Consider the following 22,781-nt stretch of genomic DNA (forward strand, 5'->3'; position numbering starts at 1 on the left):
GCGGGCCTTCGCAGCCCTCCGGAACTCTACCAACAGCGTTCTGAGCGCTTTATGGACCTACAGCATGCCCCCGCAGGCCGTTTGCCCTCAACAGCAGGCTCAACTGGCCTGACGACAAGTTCTTGCCCTGCCTCGACGGGCTGATTTTCCGAAATTGTGTCAAGCCCTCTCGTGAAAAATATTTCGCTTTATCGGAAGCGCGAATCAGTTTTATCGTCCGCCCGTCCCGTGCTCACCCAGAGGGGCGCTTCGCGATCGTCACGAACGTTGGGCGCGGGATGCGATGGACGTGAGGGTGTTCAGCACGCTTTTAGTGCGCCGACGAAAGCACTCCTCGCGGACGAGCGAAATCGTGCGGTCCCGATCCCCCGACGCTGGGATCAAGCCTTGCGTGACGTTTTGCAAGGCGACGGAGGCTAACAAGCCCGGCACTCCGGGGAGACCACGTATAAGCCGTAAACCATCGCGCAGGGAATGCCGGTTGTTCTGGCTGCCCTGTTGTTGCCTGCGTGCGCAAAAGTGCAATCTTCTTTGCACGCAAGGCTCGCGGGTGCGGCCTGCACCCGGCATTCCCTGCGCCCTCTGCCTTCGGGGGCGATCGATGCAAGCCTCGGGCTTCCCTGCCGCGAGAACGTAGATTCGTGAGCTCGTCATTGCGAGGAGCGATAGCGACGAAGCAATCCAGACTGCTTCCGTGGAGACAGTGTGGATTGCTTCGCGGAGCCTGTCATCGGGCCGCGCTCCGCGCGGACCCGTTGGCTCGCAATGACGGTCACGACCTCACACCGGCGCTTCCGGTTTCGCAGCCGTTACGAGGCGGCCGCCTCGAGCTCGGTCTCCGCGATGACCCTGTTGCGACCGCCCTTCTTGGCGACATAGAGCGCGCGGTCGCAGCGCTCGATCAATTCGGCGATCGGCTCGCCGTCGCGGAATTGCGCAACACCGATCGACACCGCGATGCCGGGCAGCGGCTCGCCGGTCGAGCGGCGGATGATGTGGCCTTCGCAAACCGAGCGCCGGATGCGCTCGGCGACCGCGCTTGCCGCCGCGAGATTCGCGCCGGGCAGCACGACCATCAGCTCCTCTCCGCCATAGCGCGCCGGCAGATCAACGTCTCGCAACCGCTCACGCAGCACTTTTGCCATCAGGCGCAGCACCTGGTCGCCGGTGCTGTGACCGAATTCGTCGTTGAAGCGCTTGAAGTGGTCGATATCGATCAGGAGGATCGAAAACGGCTCGCCCCATTCCATGGCCGCGATTTGGGTCTTGCGCAGGAACTCGTCCAGCGCGCGACGGTTCGGCAGGCCGGTCAGCGTGTCGGTCTTGGCGCGTTCCTCGGATTTGGCAAGCGAATCGCGGATGGTGTCGAGCTCGCGCTGCTTCTCCATGAAGTCGGCCTCGAGCCTGGTTGCCCGCGCGGTGGCCTTGGCGAGCTCATCCATCAGGCTCCGAACCAGGACCTTGGGATCGACGTCGGCGTCGCCTTGCTGGGCCACGTCGTTGATCGCGGCCATCTGGCTGCGGTTATCGGCAATCGCCGTGGACAGAAACTGCTTCGCCGACCCCATCAGCGAATGAAGCTGCTGCGAGACGTCATAGGCCACCGTCTCGTCGGCGGCCTTCGAGCCGATATAGTTCGCGTAGAGACCGTGGTTTGTGGCCGCATCGAACTTGCGCTTGTTGCCGATCACGATGTCGATCGCCCGCTTCAGCGCCGGCGGCTCTGCGAGCCAGTAATTGAACCAGACGTGGAAATTGTTCGGCGTCAGCGGCACCCGCTGCTCGGCCATCGAGCGCAAGGCCTTATCCGCGATCGAGCGCGCGTATTCGAAATCGAGCTCTTCGAACGCGGCAGTCATGATAAAGCTTGTTTCCGGGGCTTGACTATGGGCCGTTCCTCACAGGCAGGGTCCCATAAATTGGTTAAACCCGCCTCAAGCCGGATCGACAGGGGCGCGCCCCTGCCGCTTCTCGGGCACCCCGGGAAGCCGCCCAAACCGTTGACCCCGCAGCCGATTCTATGGCCTAGTCCGCCGTCCTTTGATGGACCCGAAACCCACTAAAAGCCCTGCGATTCATGACCTCCGAACGCTACAACGCCCGCGAAGCCGAGCCGCGCTGGCAACGCCAGTGGGACGAAAAGGCGATCTTTTCCTCCAAAAACGACGATCCGCGGCCGAAATACTATGTGCTCGAGATGTTCCCCTACCCGTCCGGGCGCATCCATATCGGGCACGTGCGAAACTACACGCTGGGCGACGTGCTGGCGCGCTTCAAGCGCGCCAAGGGTTTCAACGTGCTGCATCCGATGGGCTGGGACGCATTCGGGCTACCGGCCGAGAACGCCGCGATCGAGCGCAAGGTCGCCCCCAAGGCCTGGACCTACGACAACATCGCCGCGATGAAGAAGCAGCTCCGCTCGATCGGCCTGTCGCTCGACTGGTCGCGCGAATTCGCGACCTGCGATCCCTCCTACTACAAGCATCAGCAGAAGATGTTTGTCGACTTTCTGAAAGCGGGCCTCGCCGAGCGCGAGCAGCGCAAGGTGAACTGGGATCCCGTCGACATGACCGTGCTCGCCAACGAGCAGGTGATCGACGGCCGCGGCTGGCGCTCGGGCGCCGTGGTCGAGCAGCGGGAAATGAACCAGTGGGTCTTCAAGATCACGAAGTACTCGCAGGAGCTCCTGGACGCGCTCGACACGCTCGACCGCTGGCCCGACAAGGTCAAGCTGATGCAGCGCAACTGGATCGGTCGGTCCGAGGGCCTGCTGATTCGTTTCGCGCTGGATCCGAAAACGACGCCCGCCGGCGAGAACGAGCTGAAGATTTTCACCACGCGGCCGGACACGCTGTTCGGCGCAAAATTCATGGCGATCTCGGCCGACCATCCGCTGGCGATCGCGGCCGCCACGAAGGATCCGAAGCTCGCCGCCTTCGTCGCCGAGATCAAACGCATCGGCACCGCGCAGGAGATCATCGACACCGCGGAGAAGCAGGGTTTTGATACCGGCATCCGCGCGATCCACCCGTTCGACCCGAACTGGAAGCTGCCGGTTTACGTCGCGAACTTCGTGCTGATGGAATACGGCACCGGCGCGATCTTCGGCTGCCCCGCGCACGACCAGCGCGACCTCGATTTCGTCAACAAATACGGCCTCGGCAACACGCCGGTGGTCTGCCCCGAGGGCCAGGACCCCAAGGCCTTCGTGATCTCAGACACCGCCTATGACGGCGACGGCCGCATGATCAATTCGCGTTTCCTCGACGGCATGACGATCGCGGATGCAAAGGAGGAGATCGCCAAGCGTCTGGAATCGGAGTTGCGCGGCAACGCCCCCGTCGGGGAAAGACAGGTGAATTTCCGCCTGCGCGACTGGGGCATTTCGCGGCAGCGCTATTGGGGCTGCCCGATTCCCGTGATCCATTGCCCGAGATGCGACGTGGTGCCCGTTCCCGACAAGGACCTGCCGGTGCTCCTACCGGAGGACGCGACCTTCGACCGGCCGGGCAATGCGCTCGACCATCATCCGACCTGGAAGCAGGTCACCTGCCCCAAATGCGGCGGCAAGGCCCAGCGCGAGACCGACACCATGGACACTTTTGTCGACTCGTCCTGGTATTTCGCGCGCTTCACCGATCCCTGGAATGAAAAAGCGCCGACCACGCGCGCGGTGGTCGATCGCCTGATGCCGGTCGACTGGTACATCGGCGGCGTCGAACACGCGATCCTGCACCTATTGTATGCGCGTTTCTTTACCCGGGCGATGAAGGCGACCGGCCACATCGCCTTCGATGAGCCGTTCGCCGGCCAATACACCCAGGGCATGGTCGTGCACGAGACCTACCGGACGGCCGACGGCGCCTATGTCACGCCGGCCGAGGTGACGGTCGAGACCGGGGCCAGCGGCCGCCGCGCGGTGCTGACCGCAACCGGCGAGGACGTCGCGATCGGCGCGATCGAGAAGATGTCGAAGTCGAAGAAGAACACCGTCGACCCCGACGATATCATCGCAACCTACGGCGCCGACGTCGCACGCTGGTTCATGCTGTCGGACTCGCCGCCCGATCGTGACGTGATCTGGAGTGATGAGCGCGTGCAGGGCGCTGCCCGCTTCGTGCAGCGGCTGTGGCGGCTGGTGAACGATTCCGCCGAGATCGCGAAGGCCGCGCCGGCGGCGCGGCCGGCTTCATTCAGTCCTGAGGCCCTGGCCCTGCGCAAGGCTGCCCATGGCGCGCTCGACAAGGTATCGGGCGGCATCGAGCGGCTGCATTTCAATGTCTGCCTCGCCCACATCCGTGAATTCGCCAATGCGCTGTCGGAGGTGCTGGCGAAGGAGGGCCAGCCTGCGGCAGACCTTGCTTGGGCGGTCAACGAGGCCGCACTCATCCTTGTTCAACTCATCGCGCCCATGATGCCCCATCTGGCCGAAGAGTGCTGGACCGTCCTGGGCCAGAAGGGGCTGATTTCGGAGACCGCTTGGCCGCAAATCGAACGCGATTTGCTGGTTGAGGATAATGTGACCCTGGTGGTCCAGGTGAATGGCAAGAAACGGGGTGATGTCACCGTGCCACGGGTTGCCCAAAATCCGGAGATTGAGGCTGCCGTTCTGTCGCTCGATGCGGTAAAAACGGCGCTGGGCGGCAAGGCCGTTCGCAAGGTGATCATAGTTCCCATGAGGATCGTCAATGTCGTTGGCTAGGATGCGCATCGCCGTTCGGCTCGTCGCCGTGGCCGCCCTGGCGGGGCTCACCGCCGGTTGCTTCCAGCCGATGTACGCTGAACATGCCGACGGGAGCCCGGCGCTGCGCGACAAGCTCGCGACAATCGACCTTCCGCCGGTCGACAAGCCCAACGCGTCGCGCGAGGCGCGGGTCGGGATTGCGATCCGCAACGCGCTGGCGTTCAAGCTTTACGGCAATGCGACCGGTGCGCCGCCGCTCTACAAGCTCGTGCTGCGCTTCACGACGACAAAATCCTCGCTGCTGGTCAGCACTGCGACCGGGTTGCCGACGACCGAAACCTACGGCATCGACGCGCAGTACAATCTGGTCGAGCTCGCGACCAACAAATCATTGCTGAACGGCTCGACCTTCTCGCGCGTGTCCTACGATATGCCGGGCTCCTACCAGCGCTTCGCGCGCTCCCGCGCCTTCCGCGACGCCGAAGACCGCGCCGCCAGCGAGATCGCGGAAAACATCGGCACGCGGCTCGCGGCCTATTTCACTGCGGGGACGTGATCCTATCTCGTGATTCCGGGGCGATGCGCCAGCATCGAACTATGGTGCGCAATTGCGCACCTGAGAATCTCGAGATTCTGGGTCTGCCTCTTGCGAGGCATCCCGGAATGACAACCTGAAACGAAATGGTCGCGCTGCGCGGAAAAGAGATCGACAGCTTCCTCGCCCGCCCCGATCCGGGCCGACCCATCATCCTGTTGTACGGCCCCGATGCGGGCCTGGTGCGCGAGCGCGCCGATGCGCTCTTGAAGTCAGCGGTCGACGACCCCGAGGATCCGTTCTCGCTGGTGAAGCTCGACGGCGACGAGCTGTCCGCCGAGCCCTCGCGGCTGGTCGACGAGGCCATGACCGTGCCGCTGTTCGGCGGCCGCCGCGCCATCCGCGTCCGCGCCGGCTCGCGCAGCTTTGCGAGCGGGGTCGATACGCTGGCCGAGACGCCGATCAAGGATTGCCGCATCGTGATCGAGGCGGGCGACCTCCGCCCCGAATCGCCGCTGCGCAAGGCTTGCGAGCGCGCCAGGACCGCGGTTGCGATCGGCTGCTATCCCGACGGGGAGCGCGATCTCGCCAAGCTGATGGACGACGAGTTGCGCGCCGCGAATTTGCGGATCGCACCCGACGCCCGCGCCGCGCTGATGACGCTGCTCGGCGGCGACCGCCAGGCCTCGCGCAATGAGTTGCGCAAGCTCACACTGTTCGCGCTTGGCGAAGGCGAGGTCACGCTCGACCATGTGATGGCGGTGGTGGCTGATGCTTCCGAGCTGAAGCTCGACCCGATTGTCGACGGCGCCTTCGCGGGCAAGCCGGACCTGGTCGAAAGTGAGTTCGCCAAGGCGATGGTCGCGGGCACCTATCCCGGTTTGATCATCGCCTCCGCGCAACGGCAGGCGGCGTGGCTGCACAAATCGGCGCTTGCAATCGCGGAAGGAACACCGGCCGCGCAGCTTCTCGACGGCGGGTTCCCGCGCCTGCATTTTTCGCGCAAGCCGATGGTCGAGATCGCGCTGCGCAATTTTTCTCCCGCGCGGCTTGCGGCGATCATTGACCAGCTCGCGACCGCCGCCCTCGACATGCGCAAGCAGACTGCGCTTGCGGCCGTGATCGCCCAGCGCGTGCTGCTATCGATCGCGGTGAATGCGAGGAGAAAGGGTTAGTTACCTGAATTTGTCATTCCGGGGCATCGCGCAGCGATGAACCCGGAATCTGGAGATCGCTTTCTGCGAAATACTACAGCGAGATTCCGGGTTCGCGCTGACGCGCGCCCCGGAATGACGAGTCCTAAATCAGCTGCTCCGCGCCAGCCGCCGCATCACCTCGTCGAGCTGTTCGAGATTGCGGTAGCTGATCTGCACGGTGCCGCCGGGATCACGATGATTGACGCTGACGCTCAAGCCCAGCGCATCGGACACGCGCTTCTCCAAAGCGACAGTGTCGGCGTCCTTGGTCTTGCCGCCGCTGCGCGCCTTTTGCGGCTTCCGCTCCGGCACGCCCTCCTCATGCGCCAGCGCCTCGGTCTGGCGGACGTTGAGGCCCTGCGCGACGATCTGCTTGGCGGCGGCAAGCGGATCCGGCACGCCGATCAGCGCGCGCGCGTGACCGGCCGACAGTTTGCCGGCGGCGATATAGGCCTGGACCTCGGCAGGCAGCTTGGTCAGCCGCATCATGTTGGCGACGTGGCTGCGGCTCTTGCCGACGACTTTCGCGATGTCGTCCTGGCTGCGCTTGAACTCGTCGGCGAGCGCATGATAGCCCTGCGCCTCTTCGAGCGGGTTGAGGTCCTCGCGCTGGACGTTCTCGATGATGGCAAGCTCGAGCGCATCGCTGTCGCTGACGTCGAGGGGGACGATCGGCACCTCGTGCAGGCCCGCGCCCTGCGCGGCGCGCCAGCGGCGCTCGCCGGCGATGATCTCATAGCGATCGTGCGCGCCCTTCACCGGCCGCACCACGATCGGCTGGATCACGCCGTGCTGTTGGATCGAGGAGGCGAGCTCGGCGAGCTCGGTCTCGGAGAAGGCACGGCGCGGGTTGCGCGGGTTGGGCTTCAGAAATTCGATCGGCACCTTGCGCTGCGCCCGCGGCCGCTCGACATGCGCGGCTTCCCCGCCGACATCGCCGATCAGACTTGCAAGACCGCGGCCCAGTCGCGAACGCGCTTCGTCGGCCATCGTCGCCAGCTCCCTTGGATTCACATCAAGACTCCAGTCAGCAACTCAATTGGGTTGGATCGTAGGGTGGGCAAAGGCGCTTGCGCCGTGCGCACCATCTTTCTATCCGCGAGGCTGGTGGGCACGCTTCGCTTTGCCCACCCTACGGATTGTCACTCAGGTCGCACGCATCTCGCGCTCGCGCTGGATCACCTCCGTCGCAAGCTTCAGGTAGGCTTCGCTGCCGACGCATTTGAGGTCGTAGACCAGGACCGGCTTGCCATAGGACGGCGCTTCCGAGATGCGGACATTGCGCGGGATCATGGTCTTGTAGACCTTGCTTCCCATGAACTGCCGGACGTCGGCGACGACCTGATTGGACAGATTGTTGCGGGAGTCGAACATGGTCAGCACGATGCCGTGGATCGACAGGTTCGGGTTCAGCGTCGAGCGTACCTGCTCGACGGTTTGCAACAGTTGCGACAGGCCTTCGAGCGCGAAGAACTCGCATTGCAAGGGGACGAGGATCGCATCGGAGGCCGCCATTGCGTTGACCGTGAGCAGGTTCAGCGACGGCGGGCAGTCGATCAGCACATAGGTGTAATCGGAGTCCGGCGAGACATTGTTGTTCAGCGTCGCGATCGCATCGCGCAGACGGAAGGCACGGCCGGGCGTGGTGCCGAGCTCGAGCTCGAGGCCGGACAGATCCATGGTCGAGGTCGCGATGTGCAGGCGCGGCACCGCGGTCGGCACCACGGACTCGCGGAGCTGGGCCTCGCCAACCAGGACATCATAGGTCGAGGTGTTGCGGCTGCGGCGGTCGATGCCGAGACCGGTCGAGGCGTTGCCTTGCGGATCGAGGTCGACGATCAGGACTCGCTCACCGATCGCGGCGAGCGCGGTGCCAAGGTTGATGGCTGTGGTGGTCTTGCCGACGCCGCCCTTCTGATTGGCAAGCGCCAGGATACGCGGATGGCCAGGCATGGTGTCTGCCTTATCCTGTTGATATACTTGATCAATTACGTTCATCGGCCATACCCATTATCGTCCCGCGGAAGGCTCAGCGCCGCTCGATCTGGTCGAGTTCGACGATCCAGCCCTGTCCGCCCGTCAGGCTGGAGTGGAGAAGCGGCTTGATATTCCAATATTTAGTAGCTTCGGTCAATTCAGCCTCAACATCTTGGCCCTTGAGAAACAGCGCCTTTGCACCTCTCTTCACCAGCGGTTCGGCGAAGCCGATGAGTTGATGTAGCGGAGCCAGTGCCCGCGCGGTCACGCAATCGATGGGCCCTTCGATGCTGTCCACAATATCTTCGATTCCCGTTGCATGTACGATTCCCGGCGCGGATGTGATTCGCAATGCCTCGCGCAGGAACGCAGCTTTTTTGGCGTTGCGTTCGATCAGATGGACTGTAGCGCCCGCCTTTTCCGCCAGCGCGCAAGCGAGCACGACGCCGGGGAAGCCGCCGCCGCTGCCGAGGTCGACCCAGGTCTTGGCGTGCGGAGCAAGCGCCAGGAGCTGGAGCGAGTCGGAGGCATGGCGCGTCCAGAGGTGCGGCAGCGTAGAGGGCGCGACCAGATTGGTTTTGGCCTGCCACCGCCCGAGGAGATCGATATAGCGATCGAGGCGGGACTCTGTTTCACGTGAAACGGGGGTGAGCCTCAGGGCCTCGGCCTTGTCGGATGAGACCACCGAAGGCCTCTGGGCGCTCCTCGCCTTCGGTCGCTGTTTCACGTGAAACATCCCTCAGGCTGTTGCCTTCGTTTTCCGAGCTTCTCGCCGGAGATAGGCGGCCAGAATACCAAGCGCGGCCGGAGTCATGCCGTCGATCCGACCCGCCTGCCCGACCGTCCAGGGTCGCTTGGCCTCGAGCTTGGCGCGGACCTCGTTCGAGAGCCCCGGCACCAAGGCATAGTCGATGTCGCCGAGCACCACGCCCTCGTCCCGGCGGAAGGCGTCAACGTCAGCGGTCTGGCGCTTGAGGTAGACGTCGTATTTGGCGTCGATCTCAAGATGGACCGCGATCGCTGGGTCAATGGCCGAGAGCTCCGGCCAGATCGCCCTCACCTCGATCCAGCCGACATCGGGATAGGCGAGCAGCTCAAAGGCCGAGCGGCGCTGACCGTCCCGGTTGAGGGCGAGGCCGTATCTCGCTGCTTCATTCGGGGTGATCGACAGCGACTTGGAGAGCCGCCTCGCCTCCTCCAGCGCTGCCATCTTGGCGGCATGGCGACGCCGGCGGGCTTCGCCGACGCAACCGAGCGCAACGCCCTTGTCGGTCAGGCGCTGGTCGGCATTGTCGGCCCGCAGCGTGAGCCGGTATTCGGCCCGCGAGGTGAACATGCGATACGGCTCGGTGATCCCTCGGGTCACGAGGTCATCAATCATAACACCGAGATAGCCATCGGCGCGGTCAAACACGATCGGCGCGGTGGCGCTGGCGGCCAGCGCTGCATTGAGCCCCGCGACCAGCCCCTGGGCAGCCGCTTCCTCGTAGCCCGTCGTGCCATTGATCTGACCGGCCAGGAACAGCCCCTTCAGCCGGCGGGTCTGCAAGGTCGGATCGAGCTCGCGGGGATCCACATGGTCGTATTCGATCGCGTAGCCCGGGCGGATCATCCGAACCCGCTCCAGCCCGGGAATGGAGGCCAGGATCGCGAGCTGAATTTCCTCAGGCAGCGAAGTCGAGATGCCGTTGGGATAGACCGTGGTGTCGTCGAGACCTTCCGGCTCCAGGAAGATCTGGTGACCGTCGCGGTCGCCGAACTTGACGATCTTGTCTTCGATCGAGGGGCAGTAGCGTGGGCCGGAGCTCTTGATCTGGCCGGAGTACATCGGCGAGCGATGTACATTCGCCCGGATCACCTCATGGGTGGCCGGCGTGGTGCGGGTGATCCCGCACTGGATCTGGGGCGTGGTGATGCGGTCGGTCATCACCGAAAACGGCTCCGGCGGGTCATCGCCGGGCTGCATCTCGACCGCGGACCAGTCGATCGTGGTGCCGTCGAGCCGCGGGGGCGTGCCGGTCTTGAGCCGCCCGAGGATAAAGCCGGCGCGCTCGAAGGACTTTGAAAGCCCCGTCGCTGGCGCCTCGCCGACCCGGCCAGCCGGCCAATTCTTCTCGCCGAGATGAATCAAGCCGCGCAGAAAGGTCCCGGTGGTCACGACCACCGCACCGGCCAAAAGCGCGCGGCCGTCGTCCAAGCGGATGCCGGTGACGCGATCACCGGCGAGGATCAGCTCATCGGCCTCGCCTTCGATTACGCTGAGACCTTCGGCCTCGCGGATCGCGGCCTGCATCGCGGCGGCATAGAGCTTCCGATCGGCCTGAGCGCGAGGGCCACGGACGGCCGGGCCCTTACGCCGGTTGAGCATCCGGAACTGGATGCCGCCGGCGTCGGCCACCCGACCCATTAGGCCGTCCATGGCATCGATCTCGCGGACCAGATGGCCCTTGCCAAGGCCTCCGATGGCAGGATTGCAGGACATTGCACCGATAGTCGCGAAGCGATGGGTAACGAGCGCCGTCCGAGCGCCGAGGCGCGCGGAAGCGGACGCGGCCTCGCAGCCAGCGTGGCCGCCGCCGATCACGATCACATCGAATGATTCCAGAGCCGGACTCATGGCGCGGACTACTATCGCGAGATGGCCAAGGCCGGAAGCTGTTTCACGTGAAACGGCCGAATTTAGACACCTGGGCGGCTGTTTCACGTGAAACATCGGAACCGGCCCATTCAGGTGTTTCACGTGAAACAGGCGTTAACTATTCCTCTTAACTAATCATCAATCGGTTGAATCAAGGACTAGCGCTACTTTCCGATACAGAACTCGCGGAAGATGACGTCGAGAATGTCCTCGACATCGACCCGGCCGAGCAACCGGCCTAGCGAAGTGGCCGCGGACCGCAAATCCTCGGCCGCCAGCTCTTCGCCCTGCCCGATCGCGGAAAGACTTCGCTCCAACGCCGCTGCGGTGTCCGCAAGCAGCCGCCGCTGCCGTTCCCGGGTGATCAGGCCACCTTCGGCCGATCCAAAGAAGTCCTGGGCGAAGCGGACCAGCGCCTCAATCAGGCCCGCCAGCCCTTCGCCATGCGCCGCGGAGATCCTGAACTCCGGCTTCGCCGGTCCGTCATGGTCGCCGCTACCCAGATCGATCTTGTTGCGTACGAGCCAAACTGGCGTGTTGCCCTGGTGCGCGATCTTCGCGCTATCCGTATCGGCGAGCCACAGCACGAGGTCGGCGTCAGCCGCCCGTGCCCGCGCCCGCCGCACACCTTCCAGCTCGACCGGATCATCGGTCTCGCGGATGCCGGCGGTATCGATCACCGTTACCGGGTAGCCGTCGAGATCAAGCTGCACTTCGATGACATCGCGCGTGGTGCCGGCATGTGGCGAAACGATCGCGACCTCCCGTCGCGCGAGCTGATTCATCAGCGTCGACTTGCCGACGTTCGGCGGACCCGCGATTGCAACCACAAGGCCATCGCGCAGACGTTCCGCTTTGCCTTGCGCGGCGAGCACACCCTTGACCTCGCCGAGCAGCGCCTTGATCCGCGCAAGCGCCGGCGCGATCAGCTCGGCCGGCACATCGCCTTCATCGGAGAAATCGATTCCCGCCTCGATCAAGGCCGAGGCCCCGATGATCGCCGCGCGCCAGTCGCGCGCCTTGTCGCCGAGCATACCTTTCAACTGACGCAACGCCTGACGGCGCTGGCGATCGGTGTCGGCATGAATGAGATCGTCAAGACCTTCGGCTTCGGTCAGATCGAGCTTGCCGTTCTCGAAGGCGCGGCAGGTGAACTCGCCGGGCTCGGCGGCGCGCAGATTTTTGATTCCCGCGAGCGCCGCAAACAGCGACGTCAAAACCGCGCGCCCGCCATGGACATGCAGCTCCGCAACGTCTTCGCCGGTCGCGCTTGCAGGTCCGGGAAACCAGAGCACCACGGCATCGTCGATCGCCTGGCCATCCGCATCGCGCAGCATTGCGCGCGTCGCCATCCGCGCCGCTGGAATCTTTCCGGCGAGTTTCTTCAGCGCCGCACCAGCCTCCGCTCCAGAGACACGCACGATCGCGATCGCGCTCGGCGTTCGTCCGGAAGACAAAGCGAAGATGGTCTGGTCTCGCGGATGCATAGAGCTATTAGTGTGGCGGTGCTTGAAACGGCAATGCCTTCAATGCGATCACTTTTGCTGCAATGCAGCATGCTCTATTATGGCCGCACTTGCAGCGTCGCCGCGCGCAAAAGAAAAGGCGCCCGAAAGCGCCTCTCCCAATTCCGAATGAGCCCGGCTCAGGTGTTCATCGACTCGAAGAACTCGGCGTTGTTCTTGGTGCTGCGGAGCTTGTCGAGCAGGAAGTCGATCGCATCCATCGTGCCCATCGGATTGAGGATCCGGCGCAGCACGTACATCTTCTTCAAGACTTGCGGATCGGTGATCAGCTCTTCCTTGCGCGTGCCCGAGCGGGAAATGTCGATTGCCGGGAAGGTACGCTTGTCGGAGACCTTGCGATCGAGGATGAGCTCGGAGTTGCCGGTGCCCTTGAACTCTTCGAAGATGACTTCGTCCATACGGCTGCCGGTATCGACCAGGGCGGTCGCGATGATGGTGAGCGAGCCTCCCTCCTCGATGTTGCGCGCGGCACCGAAGAATCGCTTCGGCCGCTGCAGCGCATTGGCATCGACACCGCCGGTCAAGACCTTGCCCGATGACGGCACCACCGTGTTGTAGGCGCGTCCGAGCCGCGTGATCGAATCGAGCAGGATCACGACATCGCGGCCATGCTCGACCAGACGCTTTGCTTTCTCGATCACCATCTCGGCGACCTGGACGTGGCGCACTGCGGGCTCGTCGAAGGTGGATGAAACCACCTCGCCTTTAACCGAGCGTTGCATGTCCGTGACTTCTTCCGGTCGCTCATCGATCAAGAGCACGATCAGATAACAGTCGGGATGATTGGCGGTGATGGAGTGCGCGATGTTTTGCATCAGCACCGTCTTGCCCGTGCGTGGCGGCGCCACGATCAGCGCGCGCTGGCCTTTGCCGATGGGCGCGACGATGTCGATCACGCGCGCAGAAAGGTCTTTTCTGGTGGGATCGTCGATCTCCATGCGGAACCGCTGATTCGGAAACAGCGGCGTCAGATTGTCGAAATTGACCTTGTGCTTGGACTTCTCGGGGTCCTCGAAGTTCAGCGTGTTGACTTTGAGCAGCGCGAAATAGCGTTCGCCTTCCTTCGGGCTGCGGATATGGCCTTCGATGGTGTCGCCGGTGCGGAGACCGAAGCGGCGGATCTGCGAGGGCGAGACATAGATGTCATCCGGGCCAGGCAGGTAATTTGCGTCCGGTGAACGGAGGAATCCGAAGCCGTCGGACAGAACCTCGACGACGCCTTCGCCGACAATATCGGTCTCAGCGATCGCGAGCTGCTTCAGAATGGCGAACATCAGCTCCTGCTTGCGCATGGTGCTGGCATTTTCGACCCCGCTCTCTTCCGCAAACGAAACGAGTTCCGCCGGCGTCTTGGATTTGAGGTCTTGGAGTTTGATTTCCCGCATTGGGGTGGTCCTGTAAGGTAACTTTCGAAAGGAGGGGGTGCGAGGTGGCTTCTGGAATAGCGGGCGCAAAAAAGACGGCCCGCAGCTCAAAGCAAGGAAAGCGCCGGATGTGGCTTCAAACCTGATGCGGCGGCCGGTCTAAACCGGGACGCAACGACATCCGCCTGCGTGGGGTGGGATGGACACAATATAGAAAATCGTCCGGCGTTCCGCAAGCAGCGCAAACGCCCAACCCATGGTCGAGCCGTGCCCATCAAAACGGCTTGACGATCACCAGGATCACGATGCCAACCATTAACACCGTCGGCACTTCGTTGATAATCCGATAGAATTTCTGGCTGCGTTTGTTGCGGTCGGCGGCAAAGTCTTTCACCCAGCGAGCAAAAAAACCGTGGATGCCGGACATGACCAGCACCAGTAGAAACTTTGCGTGAAACCAACCGGACAAATACCAATGTCCAGCCCAAGCCAGATAGATTCCGGCAAGCCAGGTCACGATCATCGCCGGGTTGATGATCGCCTTCAAAAGCCGCCGCTCCATCACCTTGAACGTCTCGGACTGTTTTGAGCCGATGTCGGCTTCGCAGTGATAGACGAAGAGCCGCGGCAAATAGAGCATGCCCGCCATCCAGGAGATGACGGCGATCACATGCAACGCTTTGATCCATTCATACATGGTTGAGATGTTCCACCGTCAGCGCCGCGGTCGCTTGAGCGTTCCGCAATGTCCGATGGCCGATTTGCGCCAAGACCTGTCCGCAGGCAAGCCTTCCCTAAACTAAACTTAGATTCTTAAGGTTTGAGTCTTTGGTCTCGGTGGATTGGACTCACACAACGCCATCCTTTCTAAGCCAGGCGCTTGTTCACATCCCTCAACATCCCTGGATGATCAGGTGTGGGCGCGAATAAAGGTACCTGACTCAGCCGCTTAGGCCGGCCCATCGGCAGCTTATGCAGAGACAAGTCCACATAAGCCCACTATCATGGCACTGACGCCAGAGACTTTTCCTTTTGCGCGGCGATGTGAAGAACGCGTTGGCTTATCCCCGGCTCCGAAAAAGCCCGCCGATTCTCATCACCGAGCTCCACAAGGATTCACAGGACGCGCAGGATCGACGTGCCGACGACCGCTAATTATTTTCACCTTCACCTGGTCTCAGACTCGACCGGCGAGACGCTGATCACCGTGGCGCGTGCAGTCGCCGCGCAATACGCCAACGTGACGGCAGTCGAGCACGTCTACCCCCTGGTACGCAGCCAGAAGCAGCTCGACCGGGTGCTGGACGAGATCGAGGAAGCACCGGGTATCGTGCTGTTCACGCTCTTGGAGAAGGACCTGGTCTTGAAGCTCGAGGCCAAGTGCAAGGAGATCAATGTTCCGAGCCTCTCGATCATCGGCCCGGTGATGCAGCTCTTCGAGGCCTATCTGGGGGCGGCCACAGCGGGCCGGGTCGGCGCGCAGCATGTTCTCAATGCCGAATATTTCAAGCGGATCGATGCCCTGAACTACACGATGCTTCATGACGACGGACAGCATGTCGAAGGCCTGGACGAGGCGGACGTCGTGCTGGTCGGGGTGTCTCGCACCTCGAAGACGCCGACCTCGATCTATCTCGCCAATCGCGGTATCCGCACTGCCAATGTTCCACTTGTGCCGGGCATTCCGCTGCCGCATCAGCTTGAGCATCTGACCAAGCCTTTGGTGGTGAGCCTGCATGCGACGCCAGAACGCCTGATCCAGGTCCGGCAGAACCGGCTGCTCAGCATCGGCGCAGCGCCGAGCAACGAGGAATACATCGATCGTCAGGCCGTCACCGATGAAGTGGCTTTTGCGAAGCGGCTGAGTGCGAGATTCAACTGGCCGCAGCTAGACGTCACCCGGCGTTCGATCGAAGAAACCGCGGCTGCGGTGTTAAAACTCTATACCGACCGGCAACGTGCCCGGTTTTCGGATGACGCGTAGGCCATGACGATCTGGCGCGGGAAAAGCCCGCTGATCCTCGCCTCGCAAAGCCGCGCGCGGAAAATGCTGTTGGCCGATGCCGGCTTGCCGTTCGAGACCGTCGCTGCCGATATCGACGAGCGGGCTATCCAGCAGGCGTCAAAAGTGTCGGCGCCGGGTGAGATTGCAGGTCTGCTTGCGCGCGAGAAAGCGCGCTTCGTGTCGGAGCGGAAGGGCGAACATTATGTCATCGGCGCCGACCAGACGCTGGCGCTCGGCGAACGTCTGTTCAACAAGCCGGATGGCCGCGCCGCGGCGGCCGAGCAGATTCGCGCGCTCGCAGGTCAAACCCACGAGCTGCATTCGGCAATTGCCGTTGCGCTGGACGGCAGGATCGTGTTCGAAACGGTCGCCATTGCGCGCGTGAGCATGCGACCGCTCAGCGGAAGCGATATCCGCACCTATCTCGATGAGGCAGGGGACGCGGTGACCTCGAGCGTAGGGGCTTATCAGCTTGAAGGCCTGGGTGTGCATCTGTTCGATCGGATCGATGGCGATCATTTCACCATATTGGGTCTTCCGCTATTGCCGCTGCTGGCGTTCCTGCGTCGTGAGAAACTGATTGGATTTTGAGCCCATGCTGATTCTCGGACTGACCGGCTCGATTGGAATGGGCAAATCGACCACAGCAAAGCTGTTCGAAGAGGCCGGCGTACCCGTTTATGACGCGGACGCGGCTGTCCATGAGCTCTACGAGGGTCAGGCGGTACCGGCGATCGAGGCCGAGTTCCCCGGAACCACTGCTGATGGAAAGGTCGATCGCGCCAGGCTTTCCGCACGCGTGGTACACGACCCGGCCGCGATGAGGCGGCTCGAAAAAATCGTGCATCCAATGCTAGGCGCCTCCCGCCAGAAATTCTTTGACAATGCAGAAGCTGCGGGCAAGCCGGTCGTGGTCGTGGACGTGCCGCTGTTGTTCGAGACCGGCGGCGAGAATCGGGTCGACGCGGTGGTCGTGGTCACGACCTCGGCGGAGCTCCAGCGCGAACGGGTGCTGGCCCGCGGCACCATAGATCGGGACAAGCTCGACGCCATTCTGGCGCGACAGATGCCCGATGCCGAAAAACGCAAACGGGCCGATTTCATCGTGGATACCTCGCACGGACTTGATCCCGTGCGCGCGCGCATCCGCGACATACTGGCGGAGGCTGTTAAGATGCCGCGGCGGCGTACCTGATTCGCCGCTCTTTGATTTGCTTAACCGATGCGCGAAATCGTCCTCGATACCGAAACCACCGGCCTTGATCCGCTGCGCGGCGACCGCCTGGTCGAAGTCGGCTGCATCGAGCTGATCAATCGCATGCCGACAGGGCAGACCTTTCACCGCTACATCAATCCGGAGCGGGAGATGTCGGCGGACGCTTTCGCCGTGCATGGCCTTTCGACCCAGTTCCTGGCCGACAAGCCGTTCTTCCACGAGGTGGTCGAGGATTTCCTCGGCTTCATCGGCGACGCGCCGCTCGTCATCCACAACGCCTCGTTTGACGTCAGCTTCATCAATGCCGAGCTCGATCGGCTGAAGCGGCCGCCGATTCCGCGCGAACGGCTGGTCGACACGCTGCTGCTGGCACGGCGCAAGCATCCCGGTGTCTCGAACCGGCTCGATGACCTTTGCTCGCGCTATGCGATCGACAATTCCCACCGCACCAAGCACGGCGCGCTGCTCGACGCCGAGCTTCTGGCCGAAGTCTATGTCGATCTGATCGGGGCCCGGCAATCGCAGCTCATCCTGGCGTCGGAGACGACGGAGATCCGCATCGGCGGTTCCGGCGAAATGTCGCGCCGGCAGCGCCTGCTGCCGCTCCTGCCCCGCATCACAGACGCCGACCGCGAGGCGCATCGGGCCTTCGTCGCCGCCTTGGGCGACAAGCCGATTTGGGTGGAATACCTGCCGGCAATCTAGCGTCAGCTCGGTTTGGCGCCAGAGGCCTGCGCCGCCGCCTGCCGTTCCATGTTCTGGCGATACAGGCCGACGAAATCGACGGGATCGAGCATCAAGGGCGGGAAGCCGCCGTCACGAACCGAGGTCGCGATGATTTCGCGCGCGAAGGGGAACAAAAGACGCGGGCACTCGATCATGATGAGCTGATGCAGATGTTCCTGCGGCACGTTCAGGATGCGGAACACGCCGGCATAGGCGAGCTCGAAGCTGAAGATCATCTTGCCGCCATTTTCGGCCTTGCCCTCGACCGACAGCGTCACCTCATATTCGTTCGGGGCGAGATTGTTGGCACCGACATTGATCTGGATATTGATCTGGGGCGACTGCGCTTGCGGGCCGAGCGAAGCGGGTGCGTTGGGATTCTCGAACGACAGGTCCTTGGTGTACTGCGCCAACACGTTGAGCTGGGGCGGCGCGCCTGCCCCGGGAGGGCTGCCATTACCGTTGGTCATGAAATGATCTCCTAAGAGGGCTGACGACGGGGCGAGTGGCTATCATAGCCTCGCCACCTTCGACAAGGACGGCCGCGCCGGGACTTGACCATGCTCAGCCACCGGGTGCGGGAAAGCTTAACGGCTTTTAGCAATTGCGAGCGCCGGCGGCGGGCGATTGCGAGCCTAAACGATTGAATATGCGCGATTTCCAGACAGGATCGGATTTCCCCTGAGGCCCGAAACGCGCTACAGTTCACCGCTTCAAAATGCCATTGGCCCGGCAAAATTTCGTGCCTACATCCTGCGGACTACAATCGGTGGTGTAGTGTTGAGGCATTACTCCGGGAGTGGGAACGCTGGTGCGCCGGACCAGTTAGCGGCCAAGGAACTTAAAGCAGGGATCAGAAAGCGAATAAGACGTGTTTGATATTTACACCATCATCTTCCTGGCGTTGGCGGTCTTCATTTTCCTGCGCCTGCGCAATGTGCTCGGACAGCGCACCGGCTCTGAACGGCCGCCGTTCGATCGCGCCGCGCGCAATACGGTGCCGGGCGGGCCGGACTCGAACGTCGTTCCGATTCCAGGCAAGGTGATCGACCAGGCGCCGCTCGCACCCACCGCCGAGGTTGCAGCTCCGACCGACCGCTGGAAGGGCGTGGCAGAAGCCGGCACGTCGCTGGCGCAGGGCCTGGACGCCATCGCCGCGCAGGATACGGCGTTCGACCCCCGGCATTTCCTCTCCGGCGCGCGCAGCGCCTACGAGATGATCGTGCTTGCCTTCGCCAATGGCGACCGTCGCGCGTTGCGCGACCTTTTGTCGTCGGAGGTCTATGACAGCTTCGAGGCCGTCATGAAGGATCGCGAGAGACACGAGCAGAAGACCGAGACTCGCTTCGTCTCGCTCGACAAGGCCGAGCTGGTAGGCGCCGAGATGCGCGACCGCACGGCGCAGCTCACCGTCCGATTTGTGTCGCAGATGATATCGGTCACCCGCGACAAGGCGGGCGTGATCGTCGACGGCAATCCGGACAAGGTAGCGGACATCACCGATGTCTGGACCTTTGCCCGCGACACCACCTCACGCGATCCGAATTGGAAGCTGGTTGGCACGGGAAGCGCTCACTAAGGTCAGGCGTCTCAAGCGAGCCATCGCGGTTCTGTGGGTTGCCGCGGCTGCGCAGGCGTTGATCCCCATTGTCGTGCTGGCGGCGCGCGGCTGGCACTCCCGCCATCTCGCGAGTCCAAAACGCGCCGCGCGCACCCTGCCCTATCCGCAGCTCGAGCTCCCGTTTCAGATCAGCGGCAGCCAGTATTTCCCGGTTCGCTGGGCGGATATTCCCGGCTGGAATGAGGACGATCAACTCGCCGCCTACCGGACATTTCGCGCGAGCTGCAAGTCGATCGCCGCCCGACACGACGCGCCGGCGGATTCCAGGGCGCTGGGCGTCTCGCTCCGAGCGCCCTGCCGTGCGGCGCGCGCGCTTCCCATTTCAGACGGCGCCAGGGCACGCGCCTTTTTCGAGCAAAATTTCGTACCGCTGGAGATCATGCGACTTGGCGAGGATGCGGGATTCGTGACCGGCTATTACGAGCCCATCATCGAGGGATCGCGAACCCAGACCGACGTCTACAACGTGCCGGTCTATCGCCGCCCGTCGAACCTGTTCATGCGCGGCTATTCGCAGGCCTCGGCCGAGCTTCCCAACAAGGGTCCGGTGTATCGCAAGATCGGCCGGCGCAAGCTCGTGCCCTATTACGACCGCGGCCAGATCGAGGATGGCATCCTCGCCGGCCGCGGCATCGAAATCTGCTGGCTCAAGGATCAGACCGATTTGCTGTTCGCGCAAATCCAGGGCTCGGCGCGGGTGCATTTGCCCGATGGCTCGACCATCCGCATCAACTACGATTCCTATAACGGCTATCCGTTCACACCGGTCGGGCGCATCCTGGTCGAGCGCGGCATTTTCTCGAAAGACGAGATTTCGATGCAGAAGATCAGGGAGTGGATGGAGGCCAACCCTGACGGCGCCAAGGAATTGCGGCGCCAGAACCGCTCCTATGTGTTCTTCCGCGAAGTCCAGCTCTCCGACAAGGACGAGGCGATCGGCGCCCAGGGCATCCCACTGACGCCGGGCCGCTCGATCGCGGTCGACAAGTCGCTGCATGTCTATGGCACGCCGTTCTTCATCGCCGGCGAACTGCCGATCGAGTCGGAGAAATCGAAGACGCCGTTCCACCGGCTGATGATCGCGCAGGACACCGGCTCGGCGATTGTCGGTCCCGCCCGCGCCGACCTTTATTTCGGCTCCGGTCCTGATGCCGGAAAGGTCGCCGGCCGGCTCAAGAGCAACATGCGCTTTGTGATGCTGGTGCCGAAAAGCCTCGATCCGGTGGCGCGCGGCAAGAAACTGCCCGTGCCGGATGAGCGGCCGTCCGCAGAGATCGCGAAGCTCTTCCCGCAGGCCGCGCCGGCCGTGGACCCGCCGAAGGACCGGAAGACGGGTCCTTCCTCCACGCCGCCTGCGCTGTCATCACCGACCGTGGGGCAGACCACGGCCACCGTCCCGACCACGATACCGCTGCCGCTGGAACGGCCGAAGGACGCACCACCGCCGGAAGTTCAGCACCGCAGCCCACCGCGACAGGCCCGCCATCCATGAAACGGCCGCCATCGTTTTCGATGCCGGAAATGTCGGTCGGCCCACGCAAGCGCCATCTGACCGAGGAGGAACGCACGCTTTGGGAAAGCGTCGCGCGCCAGGTCAAGCCGCTGCGGAAGAAGCCGAGGGTGGCGAAACCAGCGGCTTCGGTCGCTGAAATGCAGACTTCCAAGCCGGCGTCGCCGCGGCCGAGCCCCTCTGCTTTCGCGCCAAAGCCGGGCAAGCCCGCGGCGCCGCCGCTCGCGCCGCTCGGCCGCCGCGAGCGATCGAAACTCTCGCGCGGCAGGCATGAGATCGATGCGCGGCTCGATCTGCACGGCATGACGCAGACCCGCGCCCATCGCACGCTCCACGGCTTCTTGCAGCGGGCGCATCACGACGGCCTCACCTTCGTGCTCATTATCACCGGCAAGGGCAAGGCCGGCGGCAACGAGGCCGAGCGCGGCGTGCTGCGTCGTCAGGTGCCGCAATGGCTGAGCCTGCCGGAGTTTCGCCCGCTGGTGGTCGGCTTCGAGGAAGCGCATATCGGCCATGGCGGCGAAGGCGCGCTTTATGTGCGGATCAGGCGCGCGAGAACCTAAAGCATGATCCCGGAAAAGCCTGCCCCGCCCTTGATGCGGGGTGGGCACCGGTTTTTCGCAAGGATCATGCCTAAACTAAAAAGGCCTGACGATCCCGACGCGGGGAATTAGCGTGACAATGGCGGCGAAGATCGTGGTCTTGCGGTCGTCTGCCGGGATCGGCGCGACCGCGCGCGAGGCCGGCAGCATCTTCACCGCATGCAGGATCAGGAACATGCAGACTGCCCAGTTCGAGACCCAGCGCGAATAGTCGAACACGATCGCGAACATGATGAGATAGCCGAGGGTGACACCGGTCAGCGCGGCGACGACAAGACGCCGGTGCAAGTCCTCTCGCAGCGCGCGGATTGTATCCGCGTAGTATCGCCACAGCGGCGTGTGCAGCCAGATCAGGAGCGCAAACACCGGCACGCCCAGAATGTTCGAGGGCATGCGCGCCCAGGTATCGGAAATCTCCTTGGAGAGCGGCTGATACCAGATGTAGGCAAAGCTCAACAGATCAGTCCGCGAGGGATCGGCCATCCGGCTTTTCAGATAATCGATGAACTGGGGCGCCGGGATCGGCATCGTTCCCCAGAATTGCGCGGCAATGAAGAGCGCGCCGATCGCGAGCGTGGCGATGACTCCGACGGCGACATTAGTGCGATTGATGCCTGCGGAGAGATAATACCGCAGCACCACGATGACGCCGATGGTCGGCACATACATCAACAGATGGATGTGGTGGATCAGGATCAGGATGATTGACAACAGCGCCGCGAGAAGCACGAAGCCAATCGATCGCGCCGGCGCCAGCAGGAGGATGATCGCAGCCAGGCAGCCATAGATGTCGAAATGGCCGAGCGAATGCATGAAGTTCTTGAAGAAGAACGGCGAGGCGGCTGTGAACAGAAACAGCGGCAAGGTCTTCTCGTCGAAGCCGAACGTTCGCTGAAACAGCCGGATGAACAGGCCGAGCGTGATCAGCCACACCGTGCCCGCCAGCGCGAACACCAGCCATACCGGCACCTTGTCGACGACGAGCGACACGATCGCGCCGATCAGCGCGCGCTTGATGAAGCCGAAATGGTAATCGACGACAAGATGGATATACGGAACCCAAGGCGGCAGCAGCACCTTGTGCCAGAAAACCCCGATCAGGACGGCGACGTTGACGGCGAGCATCACGCGCCAGGGGTTTTGCCATGGAGGGGGCTTCATCTGTCGTCCCGGCCATGCGA

At 63.1% G+C, this 22,781-nt stretch carries 20 protein-coding genes; 10 read left to right on the top strand and 10 right to left on the bottom strand.

Going from position 1 to position 22,781, the window contains the following annotated elements; genetic code table 11:
* Positions 1-809: 809 nt before the first annotated feature.
* Positions 810-1,790 (bottom strand): GGDEF domain-containing protein, encoded by a 981-nt coding sequence (locus VKR55_RS20310; RefSeq protein ID WP_324406263.1) that lies wholly within the window; start codon positions 1,788-1,790, stop codon positions 810-812.
* A 287-nt stretch (positions 1,791-2,077) separates the two neighbouring features.
* On the opposite strand from VKR55_RS20310, the gene leuS reads away from it, so the two are divergent.
* The 3 genes from leuS to holA all read left to right on the top strand — a co-directional run bounded on the left by leuS (position 2,078) and on the right by holA (position 6,394).
* Entirely contained in the window at positions 2,078-4,702 is a 2,625-nt protein-coding gene (leuS, locus tag VKR55_RS20315; protein WP_324406098.1) for a leucine--tRNA ligase, read from the top strand.
* The gene (gene lptE / locus VKR55_RS20320) at positions 4,689-5,240 is read left to right on the top strand and encodes an LPS assembly lipoprotein LptE (RefSeq protein WP_324406099.1); all 552 of its coding nucleotides are present in this window, start codon (positions 4,689-4,691) and stop codon (positions 5,238-5,240) included. The genes leuS and lptE overlap by 14 nt, the downstream gene beginning before the upstream one ends.
* Before the next feature lie 125 nt (positions 5,241-5,365).
* Complete coding sequence (gene holA / locus VKR55_RS20325; RefSeq protein ID WP_324406100.1) at positions 5,366-6,394, top strand: DNA polymerase III subunit delta; 1,029 nt, start codon at positions 5,366-5,368, stop codon at positions 6,392-6,394.
* A gap of 129 nt (positions 6,395-6,523) precedes the next feature.
* On the opposite strand, the gene VKR55_RS20330 is transcribed toward holA, so the two are convergent.
* From VKR55_RS20330 to hemJ, 7 genes are all read right to left on the bottom strand, one after another.
* Entirely contained in the window at positions 6,524-7,405 is an 882-nt protein-coding gene (locus tag VKR55_RS20330) for a ParB/RepB/Spo0J family partition protein (RefSeq protein WP_324406102.1), read from the bottom strand.
* Positions 7,406-7,561: 156 nt separating this feature from the next.
* A complete protein-coding gene (locus tag VKR55_RS20335) occupies positions 7,562-8,413 on the bottom strand; it encodes a ParA family protein (protein WP_324406104.1) in 852 nt (283 codons plus the stop codon).
* A gap of 31 nt (positions 8,414-8,444) precedes the next feature.
* Positions 8,445-9,128, bottom strand: a complete 684-nt coding sequence (gene rsmG, locus VKR55_RS20340; protein WP_324406105.1) for a 16S rRNA (guanine(527)-N(7))-methyltransferase RsmG — start codon at positions 9,126-9,128, stop codon at positions 8,445-8,447.
* A gap of 3 nt (positions 9,129-9,131) precedes the next feature.
* Positions 9,132-11,009 (bottom strand): tRNA uridine-5-carboxymethylaminomethyl(34) synthesis enzyme MnmG, encoded by a 1,878-nt coding sequence (gene mnmG / locus VKR55_RS20345; RefSeq protein WP_324406107.1) that lies wholly within the window; start codon positions 11,007-11,009, stop codon positions 9,132-9,134.
* Positions 11,010-11,194: 185 nt separating this feature from the next.
* Positions 11,195-12,517, bottom strand: a complete 1,323-nt coding sequence (gene mnmE / locus VKR55_RS20350) for a tRNA uridine-5-carboxymethylaminomethyl(34) synthesis GTPase MnmE (RefSeq protein ID WP_324406109.1) — start codon at positions 12,515-12,517, stop codon at positions 11,195-11,197.
* A 158-nt stretch (positions 12,518-12,675) separates the two neighbouring features.
* Positions 12,676-13,941, bottom strand: a complete 1,266-nt coding sequence (gene rho / locus VKR55_RS20355) for a transcription termination factor Rho (protein WP_324406110.1) — start codon at positions 13,939-13,941, stop codon at positions 12,676-12,678.
* 253 nt (positions 13,942-14,194) lie between these two features.
* Positions 14,195-14,617, bottom strand: a complete 423-nt coding sequence (gene hemJ / locus VKR55_RS20360) for a protoporphyrinogen oxidase HemJ (protein ID WP_324406111.1) — start codon at positions 14,615-14,617, stop codon at positions 14,195-14,197.
* Positions 14,618-15,058: 441 nt separating this feature from the next.
* Here hemJ and VKR55_RS20365 point away from each other — a divergent pair, with 441 nt between their 5' ends.
* From VKR55_RS20365 to dnaQ, 4 genes are read left to right on the top strand one after another with little or no spacing between them, the layout of a single operon-like run.
* Entirely contained in the window at positions 15,059-15,904 is an 846-nt protein-coding gene (locus VKR55_RS20365) for a pyruvate, water dikinase regulatory protein (protein ID WP_324406113.1), read from the top strand.
* A 3-nt stretch (positions 15,905-15,907) separates the two neighbouring features.
* On the top strand, positions 15,908-16,516 hold the full coding sequence (locus VKR55_RS20370) for a Maf family protein (RefSeq protein ID WP_324406114.1): 609 nt from the start codon (positions 15,908-15,910) through the stop codon (positions 16,514-16,516).
* A 4-nt stretch (positions 16,517-16,520) separates the two neighbouring features.
* Positions 16,521-17,120, top strand: a complete 600-nt coding sequence (gene coaE, locus VKR55_RS20375; RefSeq protein WP_324406116.1) for a dephospho-CoA kinase — start codon at positions 16,521-16,523, stop codon at positions 17,118-17,120.
* A gap of 27 nt (positions 17,121-17,147) precedes the next feature.
* Complete coding sequence (dnaQ, locus tag VKR55_RS20380; RefSeq protein ID WP_324406117.1) at positions 17,148-17,846, top strand: DNA polymerase III subunit epsilon; 699 nt, start codon at positions 17,148-17,150, stop codon at positions 17,844-17,846.
* A gap of 2 nt (positions 17,847-17,848) precedes the next feature.
* Here the strand turns inward: dnaQ and secB are convergent, their stop codons facing one another.
* On the bottom strand, positions 17,849-18,337 hold the full coding sequence (gene secB, locus VKR55_RS20385; protein ID WP_324406118.1) for a protein-export chaperone SecB: 489 nt from the start codon (positions 18,335-18,337) through the stop codon (positions 17,849-17,851).
* Between the two features lie 401 nt (positions 18,338-18,738).
* Between secB and VKR55_RS20390 the strand changes: the two genes are divergently transcribed.
* From VKR55_RS20390 to VKR55_RS20400, 3 genes are read left to right on the top strand one after another with little or no spacing between them, the layout of a single operon-like run.
* Positions 18,739-19,446 (top strand): Tim44/TimA family putative adaptor protein, encoded by a 708-nt coding sequence (locus VKR55_RS20390; protein WP_324406119.1) that lies wholly within the window; start codon positions 18,739-18,741, stop codon positions 19,444-19,446.
* Positions 19,424-20,980 carry a murein transglycosylase A gene (mltA, locus tag VKR55_RS20395; RefSeq protein ID WP_324406120.1) on the top strand — a complete coding sequence of 519 codons (1,557 nt, stop codon included), beginning with the start codon at positions 19,424-19,426 and terminating at the stop codon, positions 20,978-20,980. Before VKR55_RS20390 ends, mltA begins: the two co-directional genes overlap by 23 nt.
* Positions 20,977-21,561, top strand: coding sequence for a Smr/MutS family protein (locus tag VKR55_RS20400; RefSeq protein WP_324406121.1), 585 nt, complete (start codon positions 20,977-20,979; stop codon positions 21,559-21,561). Before mltA ends, VKR55_RS20400 begins: the two co-directional genes overlap by 4 nt.
* 75 nt (positions 21,562-21,636) lie before the next feature.
* Here VKR55_RS20400 and VKR55_RS20405 read toward each other — a convergent pair whose 3' ends face one another.
* Entirely contained in the window at positions 21,637-22,761 is a 1,125-nt protein-coding gene (locus VKR55_RS20405; RefSeq protein WP_324406123.1) for a hypothetical protein, read from the bottom strand.
* Positions 22,762-22,781 lie beyond the last annotated feature (20 nt).

It is taken from the genome of Bradyrhizobium sp. (assembly GCF_035309285.1).
GTDB lineage: Bacteria > Pseudomonadota > Alphaproteobacteria > Rhizobiales > Xanthobacteraceae > Bradyrhizobium.

Bases quoted from the DNA above. Each gene is read 5' to 3' on its own strand.
- VKR55_RS20310 (WP_324406263.1), bottom strand. From the start codon at position 1,790: ATGGCCGAGCAGCGGGTGCCGCTGACGCCGAACAATTTCCACGTCTGG.
- leuS (WP_324406098.1), top strand. From the start codon at position 2,078: ATGACCTCCGAACGCTACAACGCCCGCGAAGCCGAGCCGCGCTGGCAA.
- lptE (WP_324406099.1), top strand. From the start codon at position 4,689: ATGTCGTTGGCTAGGATGCGCATCGCCGTTCGGCTCGTCGCCGTGGCC.
- holA (WP_324406100.1), top strand. From the start codon at position 5,366: ATGGTCGCGCTGCGCGGAAAAGAGATCGACAGCTTCCTCGCCCGCCCC.
- VKR55_RS20330 (WP_324406102.1), bottom strand. From the start codon at position 7,405: ATGGCCGACGAAGCGCGTTCGCGACTGGGCCGCGGTCTTGCAAGTCTG.
- VKR55_RS20335 (WP_324406104.1), bottom strand. From the start codon at position 8,413: ATGAACGTAATTGATCAAGTATATCAACAGGATAAGGCAGACACCATG.
- rsmG (WP_324406105.1), bottom strand. From the start codon at position 9,128: ATGTTTCACGTGAAACAGCGACCGAAGGCGAGGAGCGCCCAGAGGCCT.
- mnmG (WP_324406107.1), bottom strand. From the start codon at position 11,009: ATGAGTCCGGCTCTGGAATCATTCGATGTGATCGTGATCGGCGGCGGC.
- mnmE (WP_324406109.1), bottom strand. From the start codon at position 12,517: ATGCATCCGCGAGACCAGACCATCTTCGCTTTGTCTTCCGGACGAACG.
- rho (WP_324406110.1), bottom strand. From the start codon at position 13,941: ATGCGGGAAATCAAACTCCAAGACCTCAAATCCAAGACGCCGGCGGAA.
- hemJ (WP_324406111.1), bottom strand. From the start codon at position 14,617: ATGTATGAATGGATCAAAGCGTTGCATGTGATCGCCGTCATCTCCTGG.
- VKR55_RS20370 (WP_324406114.1), top strand. From the start codon at position 15,908: ATGACGATCTGGCGCGGGAAAAGCCCGCTGATCCTCGCCTCGCAAAGC.
- coaE (WP_324406116.1), top strand. From the start codon at position 16,521: ATGCTGATTCTCGGACTGACCGGCTCGATTGGAATGGGCAAATCGACC.
- dnaQ (WP_324406117.1), top strand. From the start codon at position 17,148: ATGCGCGAAATCGTCCTCGATACCGAAACCACCGGCCTTGATCCGCTG.
- secB (WP_324406118.1), bottom strand. From the start codon at position 18,337: ATGACCAACGGTAATGGCAGCCCTCCCGGGGCAGGCGCGCCGCCCCAG.
- VKR55_RS20400 (WP_324406121.1), top strand. From the start codon at position 20,977: ATGAAACGGCCGCCATCGTTTTCGATGCCGGAAATGTCGGTCGGCCCA.
- VKR55_RS20405 (WP_324406123.1), bottom strand. From the start codon at position 22,761: ATGAAGCCCCCTCCATGGCAAAACCCCTGGCGCGTGATGCTCGCCGTC.